Annotated in this window: 17 protein-coding genes and 1 tRNA gene; 14 read left to right on the forward strand and 4 right to left on the reverse strand. The window is 68.2% G+C overall.

The features are described from left to right. Nucleotides 1–369 precede the first annotated feature (369 nt). Genes H536_RS0114230 through H536_RS0114260 form a run of 7 tightly spaced genes read left to right on the forward strand, consistent with a single transcriptional unit; the run spans nt 370 to nt 7,666 of the window. Nucleotides 370–1,518 (forward strand): isovaleryl-CoA dehydrogenase, encoded by a 1,149-nt coding sequence (locus H536_RS0114230; RefSeq protein WP_483213128.1) that lies wholly within the window; start codon nt 370–372, stop codon nt 1,516–1,518. After that, on the forward strand, nt 1,519–3,126 hold the full coding sequence (locus H536_RS0114235) for a carboxyl transferase domain-containing protein (protein ID WP_024351120.1): 1,608 nt from the start codon (nt 1,519–1,521) through the stop codon (nt 3,124–3,126). Between the two features lie 19 nt (nt 3,127–3,145). Beyond that, nucleotides 3,146–3,313, forward strand: a complete 168-nt coding sequence (locus tag H536_RS24435) for a hypothetical protein (protein WP_155898498.1) — start codon at nt 3,146–3,148, stop codon at nt 3,311–3,313. Next, nucleotides 3,310–5,328, forward strand: a complete 2,019-nt coding sequence (locus tag H536_RS0114245) for an acetyl-CoA carboxylase biotin carboxylase subunit (RefSeq protein ID WP_202814815.1) — start codon at nt 3,310–3,312, stop codon at nt 5,326–5,328. Before H536_RS24435 ends, H536_RS0114245 begins: the two co-directional genes overlap by 4 nt. Next, entirely contained in the window at nt 5,325–5,987 is a 663-nt protein-coding gene (locus H536_RS0114250) for a glutathione S-transferase family protein (RefSeq protein ID WP_024351122.1), read from the forward strand. The genes H536_RS0114245 and H536_RS0114250 overlap by 4 nt, the downstream gene beginning before the upstream one ends. Then, complete coding sequence (locus H536_RS0114255) at nt 5,984–6,850, forward strand: hydroxymethylglutaryl-CoA lyase (protein WP_024351123.1); 867 nt, start codon at nt 5,984–5,986, stop codon at nt 6,848–6,850. Before H536_RS0114250 ends, H536_RS0114255 begins: the two co-directional genes overlap by 4 nt. Nucleotides 6,851–6,883: 33 nt before the next feature. Beyond that, complete coding sequence (locus tag H536_RS0114260; protein ID WP_024351124.1) at nt 6,884–7,666, forward strand: crotonase/enoyl-CoA hydratase family protein; 783 nt, start codon at nt 6,884–6,886, stop codon at nt 7,664–7,666. Nucleotides 7,667–7,715: 49 nt separating this feature from the next. Here the strand turns inward: H536_RS0114260 and H536_RS0114265 are convergent, their stop codons facing one another. Next, entirely contained in the window at nt 7,716–8,786 is a 1,071-nt protein-coding gene (locus tag H536_RS0114265; RefSeq protein ID WP_024351125.1) for a zinc ABC transporter substrate-binding protein, read from the reverse strand. A gap of 113 nt (nt 8,787–8,899) precedes the next feature. Between H536_RS0114265 and H536_RS0114270 the strand changes: the two genes are divergently transcribed. The 5 genes from H536_RS0114270 to H536_RS0114290 all read left to right on the forward strand — a co-directional run bounded on the left by H536_RS0114270 (nt 8,900) and on the right by H536_RS0114290 (nt 12,390). After that, a complete protein-coding gene (locus tag H536_RS0114270; protein ID WP_024351126.1) occupies nt 8,900–9,817 on the forward strand; it encodes an ATP-binding cassette domain-containing protein in 918 nt (305 codons plus the stop codon). Next, entirely contained in the window at nt 9,807–10,631 is an 825-nt protein-coding gene (locus H536_RS0114275; protein ID WP_024351127.1) for a metal ABC transporter permease, read from the forward strand. Before H536_RS0114270 ends, H536_RS0114275 begins: the two co-directional genes overlap by 11 nt. Continuing rightward, the gene (locus H536_RS0114280; RefSeq protein ID WP_024351128.1) at nt 10,628–11,041 is read left to right on the forward strand and encodes a Fur family transcriptional regulator; all 414 of its coding nucleotides are present in this window, start codon (nt 10,628–10,630) and stop codon (nt 11,039–11,041) included. Before H536_RS0114275 ends, H536_RS0114280 begins: the two co-directional genes overlap by 4 nt. 137 nt (nt 11,042–11,178) lie before the next feature. Next, a tRNA-Pro gene (locus H536_RS0114285) sits at nt 11,179–11,255 on the forward strand. 232 nt (nt 11,256–11,487) lie between these two features. After that, a complete protein-coding gene (locus H536_RS0114290) occupies nt 11,488–12,390 on the forward strand; it encodes an MBL fold metallo-hydrolase (protein ID WP_024351129.1) in 903 nt (300 codons plus the stop codon). Between the two features lies 1 nt (nt 12,391). On the opposite strand, the gene H536_RS0114295 is transcribed toward H536_RS0114290, so the two are convergent. The 3 genes from H536_RS0114295 to H536_RS0114305 form a co-directional block, all read right to left on the reverse strand. After that, entirely contained in the window at nt 12,392–13,525 is a 1,134-nt protein-coding gene (locus H536_RS0114295; protein ID WP_029703294.1) for a YeeE/YedE family protein, read from the reverse strand. Between the two features lie 80 nt (nt 13,526–13,605). Continuing rightward, on the reverse strand, nt 13,606–13,983 hold the full coding sequence (locus H536_RS0114300) for an ArsR/SmtB family transcription factor (RefSeq protein ID WP_024351131.1): 378 nt from the start codon (nt 13,981–13,983) through the stop codon (nt 13,606–13,608). A 1-nt stretch (nt 13,984) separates the two neighbouring features. Continuing rightward, entirely contained in the window at nt 13,985–14,368 is a 384-nt protein-coding gene (locus H536_RS0114305) for a thioredoxin domain-containing protein (protein ID WP_024351132.1), read from the reverse strand. A 162-nt stretch (nt 14,369–14,530) separates the two neighbouring features. Here H536_RS0114305 and H536_RS0114310 point away from each other — a divergent pair, with 162 nt between their 5' ends. Together H536_RS0114310 and H536_RS0114315 are read left to right on the forward strand one after the other, a co-directional pair. After that, the gene (locus tag H536_RS0114310) at nt 14,531–15,265 is read left to right on the forward strand and encodes a cytochrome c biogenesis CcdA family protein (protein ID WP_024351133.1); all 735 of its coding nucleotides are present in this window, start codon (nt 14,531–14,533) and stop codon (nt 15,263–15,265) included. Between the two features lie 96 nt (nt 15,266–15,361). Continuing rightward, the gene (locus H536_RS0114315) at nt 15,362–15,946 is read left to right on the forward strand and encodes a thioredoxin family protein (RefSeq protein WP_024351134.1); all 585 of its coding nucleotides are present in this window, start codon (nt 15,362–15,364) and stop codon (nt 15,944–15,946) included. Nucleotides 15,947–15,961 lie beyond the last annotated feature (15 nt).

Here is a 15,961-nt window from a genome sequence, read left to right on the forward strand (position 1 = left end):
GATGACGCGCATCGTCCACGAGTCCGCGGTTTTCGACTATAGTACTTTCGGATGAACCGGCTTCGACGTCTGTCCTATATTGTCCCTCCGTGCGATAATGCAGCGCAATATTGCAATGCAGCAATATCAATCTGCACCACGACTGGCCGGTTGCTGGCGGGGCGCGAGCCGGCGTCGGGCCGGGCCCGCCGGATGACGCATGGCGGTCGCTGCGACCGGCTGGCGAGTTGACCTTCGCACGGGGAGGGGAGACCTTCGCCGCCAATGCCGGCAGCCGGGATGAGATCGGCACGATTCGCGGTCGATCCCGAACGCCCGTCCTCAGGACGGTCGGGGTCAGGGAGGAACAGGACGATGTTCGACAAGAGCATGAATTTCGCGCTTGGCGAGGAGATCGACGCGCTGCGCGACATGGTGCGCCGCTTCGCGCAGGAGCGGATCGCCCCCCGCGCGTCGGAGATCGACCGGACCAACGAATTCCCCAACGAACTCTGGAAGGAGCTCGGCGCCCTCGGGCTCCTCGGCGTCACGGTGGAGGAGGAATATGGCGGCTCGGCCATGGGCTATCTCGCCCATTGCGTCGCCATCGAGGAGATCTCCCGCGCCTCGGCCTCGGTGGGCCTGTCCTACGGCGCCCATTCCAATCTCTGCGTCAACCAAATCCGGCGCAACGGCACTGCCGAGCAGAAGGCGAAATATCTGCCGAAGCTCGTCTCGGGCGAGCATGTCGGATCGCTCGCCATGTCGGAATCCGGCGCCGGCTCGGACGTTGTCGGCATGAAGCTGCGGGCCGACAAGCGCAACGACCGCTTCGTCCTCAACGGCACCAAGATGTGGATCACCAACGGTCCCGACGCCTCGACCCTGATCGTCTACGCCAAGACCGATCCGGATGCCGGCCCGCGCGGCATCACCGCCTTCCTGATCGAGAAGGACATGGCCGGCTTCTCGACCGCCCAGAAGCTCGACAAGCTCGGCATGCGCGGCTCCAACACCTGCGAACTGGTGTTCCAGGATTGCGAGGTGCCCTACGAGAACATCCTCGGCGAGGAGGGCGGCGGCGCAAAGGTGCTGATGAGCGGCCTCGACTACGAGCGCGTGGTGCTCTCCGCCGGCCCCCTCGGCATCATGGCCGCCTGCCTCGACGTCGTCGTGCCCTATGTCCACGAGCGCGAGCAGTTCGGCCAGCCGATCGGCGAGTTCCAGCTGATGCAGGGCAAGCTCGCCGACATGTATGTCACGATGAATGCCTGCCGGGCCTATGTCTACGCGGTAGCGGCGGCCTGCGATCGTGGCGAGACCAGCCGCAAGGACGCCGCCGGTTGCATCCTCTATGCCGCCGAGAAGGCGACCCAGATGGCGCTGGAGGCAATCCAGGCGCTGGGCGGCAACGGCTATATCAACGACTATCCGACCGGCCGGCTGCTGCGCGACGCCAAGCTCTACGAGATCGGCGCCGGCACGTCGGAGATCCGCCGCATGCTGATCGGCCGCGAACTGTTCCGGGAGACCGCGTAGGTGGCGGTCCTCACCTCGTCCATCTCGCCGCGCTCGGACGCCTTCGCGGCCAATCGCGAGGCCATGGCCCGGCAGATGCAGGCGGTCGAGGTGGCCGCCGAGGCCGCCATGGCGGGCGGCGGCGACAGGGCCCGCGAGCGGCATCTGTCACGCGGCAAGCTGCTGCCGCGCGACCGGGTGGAGGGCCTGCTCGATCCCGGCTCGCCCTTTCTGGAGGTCGGCCTGTTCGCCGCCCACGGGCTCTATGACGACGCGGTGCCGGCTGCCGGCATGATCGCCGGCATCGGCCGGGTGGCGGGCCGCGAGGTGATGGTGCTCGCCAACGACGCCACGGTGAAGGGCGGGACCTACTTTCCCACCACGGTGAAGAAGCATCTCAGGGCCCAGGAGATCGCCGAGCAGAACGGCCTGCCCTGCGTCTATCTGGTCGATTCCGGCGGCGCCAATCTGCCGAACCAGGACGAGGTCTTCCCGGATCGCGACCATTTCGGCCGCATCTTCTACAATCAGGCGCAGATGTCCGCGAAGGGCATTCCTCAGATCGCCGTCGTCATGGGCTCCTGCACCGCCGGCGGCGCCTATGTGCCGGCGATGAGCGACGAGACCATCATCGTGCGCAACCAGGGCACGATCTTTCTCGCCGGCCCGCCGCTGGTGAAGGCGGCCACGGGCGAGGTGGTCTCGGCCGAGGATCTGGGCGGCGGCGACGTTCATACGCGGCTGTCCGGCGTCGCCGACCATCTGGCCAACGACGATCTCCACGCGCTGGAACTCGCCCGCCGCGCCGTCGCCAATCTGAACCGGCCGAAGCCGTTCACGGTGGAACTGCAGGCGCCCGAGGCGCCGGCCTACGATCCGGACGAACTGCTCGGCATCGTGCCGGCCGATCCGAAGACGCCCTACGACGTGCGCGAGGCCATCGCCCGCATCGTCGACGGCTCGCGCTTCGACGAGTTCAAGGCGCGCTACGGGCCGACGCTGGTCTGCGGCTTCGCCCATGTCTGCGGCATCCCGGTCGGCATCGTTGCCAACAACGGCGTGCTCTTCGCCGAGAGCGCCGTGAAGGGTGCGCATTTCGTCGAGCTCTGCTCGCAGCGCAGGATCCCGCTGGTCTTCCTGCAGAACATCACCGGCTTCATGGTCGGCCGCGCCTATGAGGCCGGCGGCATCGCCAAGCATGGCGCCAAGCTGGTCACCGCCGTGGCCACCACTTCGGTGCCCAAGGTGACCATGCTGATCGGCGGCTCCTATGGCGCCGGCAATTACGGCATGTGCGGGCGGGCCTACAGCCCACGTTTCCTGTGGACCTGGCCGAACAGCCGCATCGCCGTGATGGGCGGCGAGCAGGCGGCCGGCGTGCTGGCGACGGTGAAACGCGACGGCATCGAGCGGCACGGCGGCGAATGGTCGGCCGAGGAGGAAGCCGAGTTCAAGCGCCCGACGATCGAGATGTTCGAGCGCCAGAGCCATCCGCTCTACGCTTCCGCACGCCTCTGGGACGACGGCATCGTCAATCCTGCCAGGACCCGCGAGATCCTGGCCCTGTCGCTCTCGGCCTCGCTGAACGTGCCGATCCCGGAGACCCGGTTCGGCCTGTTCCGGATGTGATCTGACATCGGAAGCGACGATGAAACACCCGGTCATTCTGCAGCTCGACGAGACGATGCTCGAAAGCCTCGGTGTGGGTGCCGGGCGGAATCGTCTCTCTGTGGAAATGGCATTCGGCGCTAACTTGGCTGACGCGGCGGCGCGCGCACTGAATAATAGCTGGTCCAATCTGCCGGAGATCGCATGATGCCTGCACCAATCCGATCTCTCCTCATCGCCAATCGTGGTGAAATCGCCTGCCGGGTGATCCGCACGGCGAAGCGGCTTGGCATCCGTACCGTCGCTGTGTTCTCCGACGCCGATCGCGATGCGATGCATGTCGCCATGGCCGACGAGGCGGTGCGGATCGGCCCCGCGGCGGTGGCCGACAGCTATCTGCGCGGTGACCGGATCATCGAAGCCGCCCGCCGCACCGGCGCGGACGCCATTCACCCGGGCTATGGTTTCCTGTCCGAGAACCCGGATTTCGTCGACGCCGTCACGGCGGCGGAGCTGATCTTCGTCGGTCCGTCGGCTTCGGCGATCCGGGCTATGGGCCTGAAGGATGCCGCCAAGCGGCTGATGCACGAGGCCGGCGTTCCGGTGGTGCCCGGCTATCACGGCGACGAGCAGGACCCCGAGTTTCTGGCCGGCGAGGCCGACCGGATCGGCTATCCGGTGCTGATCAAGGCGCGCGCCGGCGGCGGCGGCAAGGGCATGCGCCGGGTCGACGATCCGGTGGAGTTCCGCGCCGCGCTGGAGGGGGCGAGGCGGGAAGGGGAGGCGTCCTTCGGCGATCCCCACTGCCTGATCGAGAAATATGTCGAGAAGCCGCGGCATATCGAGATCCAGGTCTTTGGCGACAGCCACGGAAACGCGGTGCATCTCTTCGAGCGCGACTGTTCGCTGCAGCGGCGCCACCAGAAGGTGATCGAGGAAGCCCCGGCGCCGGGCATGCCGGACGAGATGCGCGCCGCCATGGGCGAGGCGGCGGTCACGGCGGCCAAGGCGATCGGTTATGCCGGCGCCGGCACGATCGAGTTCATTGTCGACGCGTCCGACGGGCTGCGGCCGGACCGGTTCTGGTTCATGGAGATGAACACCCGCCTGCAGGTCGAGCATCCGGTCACCGAGGCGATCACCGGGCTGGATCTGGTCGAGCTGCAATTGCGCGTCGCCTCCGGCGAGCCGTTGCCCTTCGCCCAGTCCGATCTGGCGATCGACGGCCACGCCTTCGAGGGGCGGATCTATGCCGAGGATGCGGCGCGCGGCTTCCTGCCGGCGACCGGCACGCTGACCCATCTGCGGTTTCCGGCGACCGGCGCCCGCATCGATACGGGAGTGCGGGAAGGCGACCGGATCACTCCGCATTACGACCCGATGATCGCCAAGTTGATCGTCCACGGGCCCGACCGCGCCAGTGCCCTGGGGCTGCTGCGCGCCGCGCTGGCCGAAACCCGCATTGCCGGGTCGGTGACCAATGTCGCCTTCCTGTCGCGGCTGGCAAGCCATGCGGGTTTCGCCGCCGGCGACGTCGACACCGGCCTGATCGGCCGCGACCAGGAGGCGCTGACCGCGCCGGAAGGCCGCTCCACCGAAGCCGCGGCAATCGCCGCGCTGGCGCAGCTCGGCCATGTCCCGGCAGCCGGCGACGAGTCAGGCGATCGGGACGCCGATCCCTGGGCACGCCTGCGCGGCTTTCGCGCCTGGGGCGTTGCCCGGCAGGCCGCGCGCTTCGAAGGCGAGGGGAACACCCGCCGTGACCTCATCGTCTCCGATCTCGGCAGGGGTCGCTTCTCGGTCGCAGCCGAGGGGGAGGCTTTGGAGCTGGTGCTGGCCGAATCTCCCGGCGGCGACACGATCCGCATCGAGGCCGATGGCCGCGTCTTCGGCGCCGCAATTTCCCGTGAGCCCGACGCATTGACCGTCTTCCTCAACGGGGCGGCCCATCGTTTCGCCGATTACAGCGCCATGGCCCATGCCGACGAGGGCGCCGGCGGCGACCGCGTCGCCGCCCCGATGCCGGGTCTGGTCAAGCTGGTGGCCGTGAAGGCCGGCGCCATGGTGACGAAGGGCGAGGCGCTGATCGTGCTCGAGGCCATGAAGATGGAGCACACGCTGAAGAGCCCGCGCGACGGCAAGGTCGCCGAACTGCTGGTGGCCGAGGGCGATCAGGTCGAGGATGGCGCGCTGCTTCTGGCGCTGGAACCGGAGGCCGGATGACCCTCACCCTCCACCATTGCCACGAGGCGCGCTCGATGCGCTCGCTCTGGCTGATCCACGAGCTGGGGCTGGACGCGGACGTGATCGTCCATCCTTTCGGCCGCGAGTTGCGCGATCCCGCCTACCTTGCGGTCCATCCTTTGGGCCGGGTGCCGGCTCTGATCGACGGGCCGGTGACTTTGTTCGAAAGCGGCGCCATCGCCGAATATCTCTGTGAGACCCATGGCCGCGACTCCGGCCTTTGGCGGGCGCCCGGCACGCCGGAACGGGCCGAATGGCTGCAATGGCTGCATTATGCCGAGACCGTCTCGGTGCATGTGGCGAGCCTGACCCAGCAGATCCTCGTTATCACCGATCCGGCGTTGCAATCGCCGACCCTCGTCAAGCTGGAGACGCGGCGTCTGGAAAAGGCGCTCGGCGTTGTCGCGGACCGGCTGGAGGGCCGCGACCACCTGCTGGCGTCCGGCTTCTCGGCGGTGGATGTCGGGGTCGGCTACAGCATCCACATCGCGCGGCTGTTCACCGACCTCGCCGCGTTTCCGCAGGTCGCGGCCTATTATGCGCGTTTGTCCGAGCGGCCGGCCTTCCGTGCCGCGCTGCCGGCCCCGGATGCGGCCCATCGCATCTATACGCGCGAACGCTATTTTGAGCCGTCATGACCGACATCACCCTCTTCGAGATGAGCCCGCGCGACGGGCTGCAGAACGAAAAGCGCCTGATCGCCACGGACGACAAGATCCGGCTCGTCGACCTCCTGTCCGCCTGCGGTTTCGCCAAGATCGAGGTGACCAGCTTCGTTTCGCCGAAATGGGTGCCGCAACTGGCCGATGCAGCAAGCGTGCTGGCCGGCATCGCCCGGCGGCCGGGCATCGCCTATACGGCGCTCACGCCCAACCTGCGCGGCTTCGAGGCGGCGCGCGCGGCGAAAGCCGACGAAGTGGCGATCTTCGGTGCGGCCTCGGAGAGCTTCAGCCGCAAGAACATCAATTGTTCGATCGCCGAGAGCCTCGAACGGTTCCGCCCGGTGGCGGAGGCGGCGAGGGCCGCGGGGGTACCGGTGCGCGGCTATGTCTCCTGTGTCACCGACTGCCCCTATGAGGGACCGGTTGCACCGGGCGCAGTGGCCGCCGTTACCGAGGCGCTGCTCGCCATGGGTTGCTACGAGGTCTCGCTCGGCGACACGATCGGCCATGGCACGCCCGAGACCATCGCCGCGATGCTGACGGCGGTGCTGGACGTCGCGCCGGCCGGGCGGATCGCCGGGCACTACCACGACACCATCAACCGGGCGCTCGATAACATCGCCGCCAGCCTGGAATTCGGCCTGCGAACCTTCGATGCCGCCGTCGGCGGACTGGGCGGCTGTCCCTATGCGCCCGGCGCCAAGGGCAATGTCGACACGCTGAAGGTCGACGCGCTGCTGCGGGAGCGCGGCTTCGAAACCGGGCTGGACCCCGCCGCGCTGGCAGAGGCCGCCGCCTTCGCCCGCACGCTGCGGCCGGCCGAGCCCGCGGACGCCTGATCGCATGACGGCCGGCAGGGTCGGGGAGACACCATGACCGACACGATCCGCATCGACACCGACGAGAGGGGCGTCGCGACGCTCACCCTGACGCGGTCCGAGCGCCACAACGCCATGGATGCGGCGATGATCGGCGAATTGCACGCGGCGGCGCGCCAGCTCGGGGGTGATCCGGCGGTGCGGGTGGTCGTCCTGACCGGCGAAGGGCGCAGCTTTTCGGCCGGCGCCGATCTGAACTGGATGAAGGCCCAGTTCGCCGCCACCCGCGAGGACCGCATCGCCGAGGCGATGAAACTCGCCGGCATGCTCAGGGCGCTGAACGAATTGCCCAAACCCCTTATCGGCCGGATCAACGGCCAGGCCTTCGGCGGGGGTCTCGGGCTGATCTCGGTCTGCGACGTCGCCATCGCCAGCGACGCGGCGCGCTTTGCCTTCACCGAGGCGAAGCTCGGCCTGATCCCGGCGACGATCTCGCCCTACGTCCTGGTCCGCATGGGCGAGGGCCGGGCCCGCCGGGTCTTCATGTCGGCCCGGCTGTTCGGCGCGGCCGAGGCTGTCGATCTCGGGCTGCTGGCAAAGGCGGTTCCGGCGGACGAGCTGGATACCGCGATTGCAGCCGAAGTGACGCCCTATCTCGCCTGCTCGCCCGCCGCGGTGGCGGCGTCGAAGGCCCTGGCCCGGTCGCTGGGTCCGGTCATCGACGATGCGACGCTGCAGGAGACCGCCCGCCGGCTGGCCGACACCTGGGAGACGGCCGATGCCCGTGAGGGCGTCGGCGCCTTTTTCGACAAGCGGGCTGCCGCCTTCGCCGGCTGACGACGTCCGGTCTGCGGCCGCCTCGTGGCGCGGCCGCGGATTGGTCGGTCTATTCGCCCGCGAGGCAACTCCGCAGCGAGCCGGCCAGATTGCCGATCAGGGTGAAATACAGCTCCGGCCCCTCGGGGATGTCTGCGCCTTCCGGGTCGAGCACGCCGGAACGCGCCGCCGATCCCTCGATCGCCACGTCGACGAGCTGCGGCTCGAACTGGGGTTCGGCGAAGACGCAGGCAGCGCGGCTGTCGCGCACCTTCGCCTGGATCTCGGCGATCCGCTGGGCGCCCGGAAGCCGATCGGGGCTGACGGTGATCGAGCCCGCCGCCTTCACGTCGAAGCGGTGCTCGAAATACTGGTAGGCGTCGTGGAAGACGATAAAGGGCGTGCCGCGGACCTCGGCGAGCTGCCCGTCGATCTCGGCGATCAGCCCTGCCAGCCGCGCGTCGAGCTCTTTGGCATTTTCCTGGTACGTGGCGGCGTTCTCGGGGTCGGCATCCGCCAGGACGCTGGCAATATGCGCGGTCATGGCGCGGGCATTCAGCGGGTCGAGCCAGACATGCATGTCCAGCTCGCCATGACCGTGGTCATGCGCATCCGCGCGATGGTCGCCCTCGTGACCGGCATGAGCATCCACTTCCCCGGCGTGCCCTCCGTCCTTGTGGTCGCCGTCGGCCTGCGCATGGTCTTCATGGCCGGTCTCGCCATGCTCACGGCCCTCATGCCCGGCCTTGTCGTCTCCCTCATCCTCATGCTCCTCGAACGGACCGCCCTCGCGGAAGGGCAGTGTTTCCAGGCCCGGCGTGTCGACCAGTTCAACGCTGGTGGCGTCGCTCGCCATCGTTCCGATCGGCTTGACGAGGAACGTCTCCAGCGCATCGCCGACCCAGAAGACGATGTCGGCGTCCTGCAGGGCTGCGGCATCCGACGGCTTCATGGCGTAGGTATGCGGCGACGCCGAACCCGCGACCAGCAGCGTCGGCTCGCCGACGCCCGCCATGACCGACGAGACGAGCGAATGGACCGGCTTGATCGACGCAATGACCTTGGGCGCCTCGGCCTGTGCCGGCGCGAAGGAGGCCAGCGACGTGGCGCTGGCGAGAAGCAGGAGGCGAAGCATGCGCATGGGAGAACCTTCCAGTGTCAAAACGGAGCGATATGTTATGTCATAACGTCTGGCTTGCGTAATGCTATAACGTCTGCCATATCGCCCGACAAGCCCTCATTCGCAGGTATCGCATGCGCCACCAGCCTCCGACGGAACCGAACGCCCTGGTTGAAATGCGGGGGGTCGGCGTGCGCCGGTCCGGCCGCTGGCTGGTGCGCGGCATCGACCTGACCTTGCGGCGCGGCGAGATCGTCACGCTGATCGGGCCGAACGGCTCCGGCAAGTCGACGACGGCCCGCAGCGCCATCGGCGTGCTGACCCCGGACGAGGGCACGGTGCGCCGCGCCGCGAAGCTGACCATCGGCTATGTCCCCCAGAAGCTGTCCATCGACTGGACCCTGCCGCTGAGCGTCGAACGGCTGATGACCCTGACCAAACCGGCCACGCGGTCCGCCGTCGAGGCGGCGCTGGCGCGCGTCGGCATCGGGCATCTGGCACGCTCGGAAGTGCATCACCTGTCCGGTGGCGAGTTCCAGCGGGCGCTGCTGGCCCGCGCCATGCTGCGCAAGCCCGATCTCCTGGTCCTCGACGAACCGGTGCAGGGCGTCGACTTTTCCGGCGAGGTGGCACTCTACGATTTGATCTCCGACATCCGGGACAGCGAGGGCTGCGGCATCCTGCTGGTCTCCCACGACCTGCACGTGGTGATGGCCAAGACCGACACGGTGGTCTGCCTCAACGGCCATGTCTGCTGCCAGGGCTCGCCCCAGTCGGTCGCGTCCTCGCCGGCCTATCAGCGCATGTTCGGACCCCGCGCCGCCGAGACGCTGGCGATCTACGCCCATCATCACGATCATGCCCATCTGCCCGACGGGCGGGTGCGCTTCGCCGACGGCACCATCGGCGACGAATGCACCCCCGTCACCGGGCACCGTGGCGCGCACGATCACCACGCCGGCCATGACCATCATCACCACGGGCCGCACGCGTCACCGGCCGAAGCCGAGAACGCGGGCACGACTAGCAAGGAGCCCGTCGATGCTCGATGATTTCTTCGTCCGCGCGGTGCTCGCCGGCATCGGCATCGCGCTGGTCGCGGGCCCGCTCGGCTGCTTCGTCGTCTGGCGGCGCATGGCCTATTTCGGCGACACCATGGCCCATTCGGCGCTGCTCGGCGTCGCCCTCTCCACTGCCTTCGAGATCGACCTGATGCTGGGCGTTTTCGGCGTCGCCGCGATCGTCGCCGCCGCGCTGGTCCTCCTGCAGCGGCGTGGCGGGCTCTCCACCGATGCGCTGCTGGGCATCCTGTCCCATTCCACGCTCGCCCTCGGACTGGTGCTGATCGCCTTCATGACCTGGGTGCGGATCGATTTGATGGGCTTCCTCTTCGGCGACATTCTTGCCGTCTCCCGCGTCGATCTCCTGGCGATCTATCTCGGTGGGGTGGTGATTCTCGTCAGCATGCTGTTCCTGTGGCGCCCGCTGCTGGCGTCGACGGTCAGTTCGGAGCTCGCCGAGGCCGAGGGCCTTTCGCCCGAGCGGACCCGCTTCCTGTTCATGCTGCTGATGGCGCTGGTCATCGCCATCGCCATGAAGATCGTCGGCATCCTGCTGATCACCTCGCTGCTGATCATCCCCGCCGCCACCGCCCGGCGCTTCGCCGCGACGCCGGAGCTGATGGCGCTGCTGGCCGCCGGAATCGGCGCGGCGGCGGCGGCGGGCGGCCTCTTCGGCTCGCTGCATTTCGACACGCCGTCGGGCCCGTCCATCGTCGTCGCCGCGCTCGTCCTGTTCCTTGTCAGCCTGCTGCCTTGGCCGCTGCGCGGCGCAGCGCGCGACCCGGCCGCGGAGGCATCGCGATGAGCGCCCGACCGAATCTCACCCGCAACCAGAGCCTCGTCTTCGACACGCTCGACGGGGCGGACGAACCGCTGAGCGCCTACACCATCCTCGATCGTCTGCGCGACGAGGGGTTTCGCGCGCCGCTGCAGGTCTATCGCGCCCTCGACAAGCTGATCGATTGCGGCCTGATCCACCGGATCGACAGCCGCAAGGCTTTCGTCGCCTGCACCCATCCGGGCGAACATCACGGCAGCGCCATGATCGCCTTTGGCATCTGCGAATCCTGCGCCCGCGTCTGGGAATTCTCCGACGATGTGATCTGCGAGAGGCTGCAGGGCTGGGCGGAATCGGAAGGGTTCCGGCCGGTGCGCACCTCGATCGAGATCAACGGCCGCTGCGCCGAATGCAGCCGGAACGAGGCCGGAACCTGAGCCGTCCGGGGCCCGACCGGGAAGCCGCGATCACCTTGCCGGCACCGCCGGCGGAAAATGCGAAATTTGCACGACAGAATGCGTGATCTGCGCTTGCAGGCGAAGGACACCGTCGCTATACACCGCGGCGCAGGTCACGGAGTGTAGCGCAGCCTGGTAGCGCACCTCGTTCGGGACGAGGGGGTCGCAGGTTCGAATCCTGCCACTCCGACCAGCACTTCTCCGAAGACGGTGTTAGTCTTCGTCGAGCGCACGATTTCCCGATCATTCTCTCAGACGTTCAGTCGCTGTTCTGCGGCGTGCGCGGAAGCTGCCGGCGCAGGCGTTTCGCGCCTTTGCCCCGCGACGGCCAGGGCAACGCACGCGGGCTCGGCCCTCTCTCGACGCCTATACATCGTGAAAAGCGCATGTATGAATGCGGCCAACGGGTTTGACGGGAGGATGCCATGATCACGCGACGCAATCTGATGGTTGGCGGGGCCGCCCTGGCCGGCGCGATCGCGGCCGGGGGTACGGTCCGCGCGGCATCGCCGGCCGATCCGCTGGCGACACTCAGCGACGGTCATCTGGAACTGCCGGCGTCGTTTCTCCTGTCCCGCCTGCCGGACGAGGATCGCGGGCAACTCGGTCTTCCGGCGACGGGCGAGGGGGCGGTGCTGACGCCGCCCTGCAATCTGACCCTTTACCGCAGCGGCGAGCGTCTGGTCCTGTTCGATGCCGGCTCCGGCCCGAACTTCATGCCGAGCGCCGGCCGCCTGCCGGACAGTCTCGACGCGGCGGGCATCGACCCCGGCGCGATCACCGACGTCATCTTCACCCACGCCCATCCCGATCACATCTGGGGCGTCCTCGACGATTTCGACGAGGTCGCCTTTCCCGGGGCGGCCTTTCACGTCTGTCGCACCGAGTGGGATTTCTGGCGCTCCGAGGCGGCGCTGACCGGATTGCCGGAGGAGCGGCAGAGCTTCGTGGTCGGGGCGCGCAGCCGCTTCGATGCCATCGAAGAGAGGACCACGCTGTTCGACGCCGGTTCCGAGCCCGTTGCCGGCGTCGAGGCGATGGCGGCGTTCGGGCACACGCCGGGCCATTGCGCCTTCGTGCTGCACGGCCTCGATGCGCCGGCGATGGTGGTCGGCGACGCCATCTCCAACGACCCGGTCTCTTTCGCACGGCCGGATCTGCCATGGGGCGCCGACCAGGACCCCGAGATGGGCGCGGCGACCCGCCGCCGTCTGCTCGACCGCCTGGCGGCCGACAGGCTGCGCTTCGTCGGCTTCCACCTGCCGCAGGGCGGGCTGGGCCGTGTCGAGGCGGACGGAAACGCCTATCGCTTCGTGCCGGAAGCGTGAGCTATTCGGCCGGCCGCCGCTCGATGCCGCGGAAGGCGTGGCGGATCGAGCCTTCGAGAATATAGGCGAGGCCCAGCCGCGCGCCGATGGCGATCGAGATCAGCACGATCGGCGCCGAGATGGTGAGCAACGAGGCGGCCGAGATGCCCTGGCCGATCGTGCAGCCCAGCGAGAACACGCCGCCCACCCCCATCAGCATGGCGCCGACGAGGTGCCGCGACAGCTCGCGGGCGTCGTCGCAGGCTTCCCAGCGCACATCGCCGCGACGCCAGGCGGCAAGCGCCGCGCCGATGACCACGCCGAGGACGAGCCCGACGCCGTAATCGGGGAGGACGCCGGTATAGGCGACGATCTGCAAGATCAGGTCGCCGGGCGGTACCACGAAGGAGGCGCTTTCCACCTGCACCGGCGCGAAGGAGAGGCCGGCGACATGCGTCGTCGCCAGCCAGCCGAAGGCCACGGCCGCGCCGATGACGATGCCGGCGAGGAGCTTGCCGCGGTCGGCGCGGAAACTGGCGGAGCGGAAGACCCAGGTGCCGAGCGCCGCGAGGACGACGAGGCTCATCAGCCATCTGAGGTCGCGGCCGGCAAGCGCGCTGGCGACGGCGCCGAGCGTCTGGTCGGGCGCCCCGAGCCGGGTCAGGTCGTAGGCCTGCGAATCGACGAGGGCGACGCGGCCGAGCGCCAGAATGCCGCGCTGGGCGGCGAGAGCCGACAGGCCGAGAACGATGATGACCACCAGCCCGCGCAGCGAGCCGCCACCCAGCCGCACCAGCGCGCCGAAGCCGCAGGTGCCGACCAGTGCCATGCCGACACCGAAGGCGAGGCCGCCGAGGATCGCCCCGGTCCAGCCGAAGGCGGGGGTGAGATAGAAGCTCTGCTCCGGGGTGAACTGCCCGGCAAGGACGAGAAGCTGGGTGAGCAGGATAGCGACGAGAATGGCGAGGCCCCAGGCGCGCAGGCCGTTGTCGTCGCCGGCGTACCAGCGTCGTTCCAGCGCCGAGAGGGTGCAGAAATGATGTCTGCGGGCGACATAGCCCATCGCCGTGCCGGCGAGCAGTCCCGCCAGCGGCAGCGCAAGGCCGCTTTCCACCAGCATGTCGGTGCCTCCCGAGCGCCCGAGGGGCGCATCCATCTGCGAGCCTATGCCCGGCCCGCAGCGCTTACAAGCCGATCGCCGTCGTACCCGGCGGGCTACTCACCCGCCGAAGACGCTCAGCGCGGCGCGTCCGGCGCGCCTCTGACGGGCGCGCAGAACAATTCGTACAGCGTCCCGATCAGCGACGTGACCTCCTCGCTGGCGAGGCTGTAATAGACCGTGCGCCCCTCGCGCCGCGTCTTGACCAGCCGGTCGAAGCGCAGCCGGGCGAGCTGCTGCGACACCGCCGCCTGGGGCATCGACAGGATCGACTCGATGTCGCCGACGGAGCGCTCTTTCTCCGACAACAGGCACAGGATGACGAGCCGCGTTTCGTGCGACATCGCCTTCAGGAGATCGCTCGCCTTTCGGGCCTGGGCGAAGAACGCCTCGGTCTCCTCCGGAGAGGTCGAGGGATCGAATTTGGGAACGGCCCAGTTGGTCAGATTGCTCAAGTCACTCGCTCGGTCGGGTCGGTGCGTGCGAAGCCGCGGTCCTGGCCGGCAGGTCGGCCAGCATGTCGTCGAGAAGGCCCCAGAAGAAGTCTTCCCCGGGATAGCCGCGCAGCCGCGCGATCTCCCGGTCATTGTCGACCAGAATGAAGGTCGGTGTCACCCGCTCCGGTGCAATATGCTGCAGATCGTCCGGCCACGGCTCGCTGACATCGACCCGGCGCAGCGGCGCGGTGCGGCCGGCCTCGGTCTTCGGATAGGCCGGCGCGATCTCGGCGTCGAAGCGCGCGCACCAGATGCAGCCGGGCCGCTCCAGCATTAGGAGTTCGGCGGCAAGGGACGGGCTTGCGGTCACACCCAGCAGCGTCCATGCGAAGACCGCGGCCACGATCGACCGTCCGAATCGCCCAACGGGGCGGCGCGGGCGCCCGGTCAGTGGAATTGCAATAGATGATAACATATGCATTCTTCTATCTAATGGCCGGATCCCGCCGGAGCAAGCCGGCGACCGTTGCTGGCCTCAGATAAGTTCGCAATCGGAAACGTCCAAATGCTCGATGTCGGCTATGGCGCCGCACTGCTGGCGGGGCTTCTCAGCTTCGTCTCGCCCTGCGTGTTGCCGATCGTTCCGCCCTATCTCGCCTATCTGGCCGGGCTGAGCTTCGACCAGGTTCGCGAACGCGGCACCGAACCGGCCGTGGCGCGGCAGATCATGCTGGCCTCGCTGGCCTTCGTGGCCGGTTTCACCACGGTCTTCGTCGCGCTCGGCGCCACGGCGAGCCTGGTCGGGCAGGTGATCGCCCAATGGTTCGATGTCCTGTCGGTCGTTGCCGGCATTATCATCATCATCATGGGCCTGCACTTTCTCGGCGTCTTCCGGCTGTCGCTGCTCTACCGCGAGGCGCGGGTGAACGTCGCCCAGAAGCCCGCCGGGCCGCTCGGCGCCTATGTCATCGGCCTCGCCTTCGCCTTCGGCTGGACGCCTTGCGTCGGGCCGGTGCTGGCGGCAATCCTGTTCGTCGCCGGGTCGCAGGACACCGCCTTGCGCGGCGCCGGGCTGCTGGCCACCTATTCCATCGGGATCGGCGTGCCGTTCCTGCTGGCCGCCGCCTTCGCCACAAGGTTCCTGGCCTTCGCGGCACGGATGCGCCGGCACATGGCGACGGTCGAGAAGATCATGGGCGGCGCGCTGGTGTTCACCGGTATCCTGTTCGTCACCGGACAGATGGCCACCATCTCCTACTGGCTGCTCGAGACCTTTCCGGTCTTCGCGACGATCGGCTAGAAGGAAGCCGGCCGCTCCGGGGCGGCGGGCGCATGCAGGGCAGGCGGGGCCTCCAGTCGGTCTCGCCAAGGATGATCGCACGTCGAGGAGGACGATATGGCACGGATCTTCATGCTGTCGCTGGTGGCGTTTCTGGCCGCGATGACGCTGTCTCACGCCGCCGAGATCGGCGACGATGGCCTGCACAAGCAGCCCTGGTTCTCGCTGTCGTTCCGGGACGTCGCCGAGGACATCGAGACCGCCCGCGAGGAGGGCAAGCGCCTCGCCATCGTCTTCGAGCAGCGCGGCTGCATCTACTGCCGCAAGATGCACGAGGAGGTGCTGTCCGATCCGCAGGTGCGCGACTACATCACGGCGAATTTCAACGTGGTGCAGTACAACATGTTCGGCGACGAGGAGGTCACCGATCTGGACGGATCGTTGCTGTCGGAGAAGACCGCGGCCCGCCGCTGGAGCGTCGTCTTCACCCCGACCATCCTGTTCATGCCGGAAATTGCCCCGGAGGACGGAACCGTCGGGGAGGCGGCTGTCGCGACCATGCCCGGCGCCTTCGGCAAGTCGACGTTCCTGCATATGTTCCAGTGGGTTCGCAAGAAGGGCTATGAGGGCGACGAGCACTTCCAGAAATACCATGCGCGCAAGCTGGCGGCCGACGGCGGGGCGATGGAAACGACCGAATGACTTGCTGCAGTGCAG

This window comes from Aurantimonas coralicida DSM 14790, assembly GCF_000421645.1.
GTDB lineage: Bacteria > Pseudomonadota > Alphaproteobacteria > Rhizobiales > Rhizobiaceae > Aurantimonas > Aurantimonas coralicida.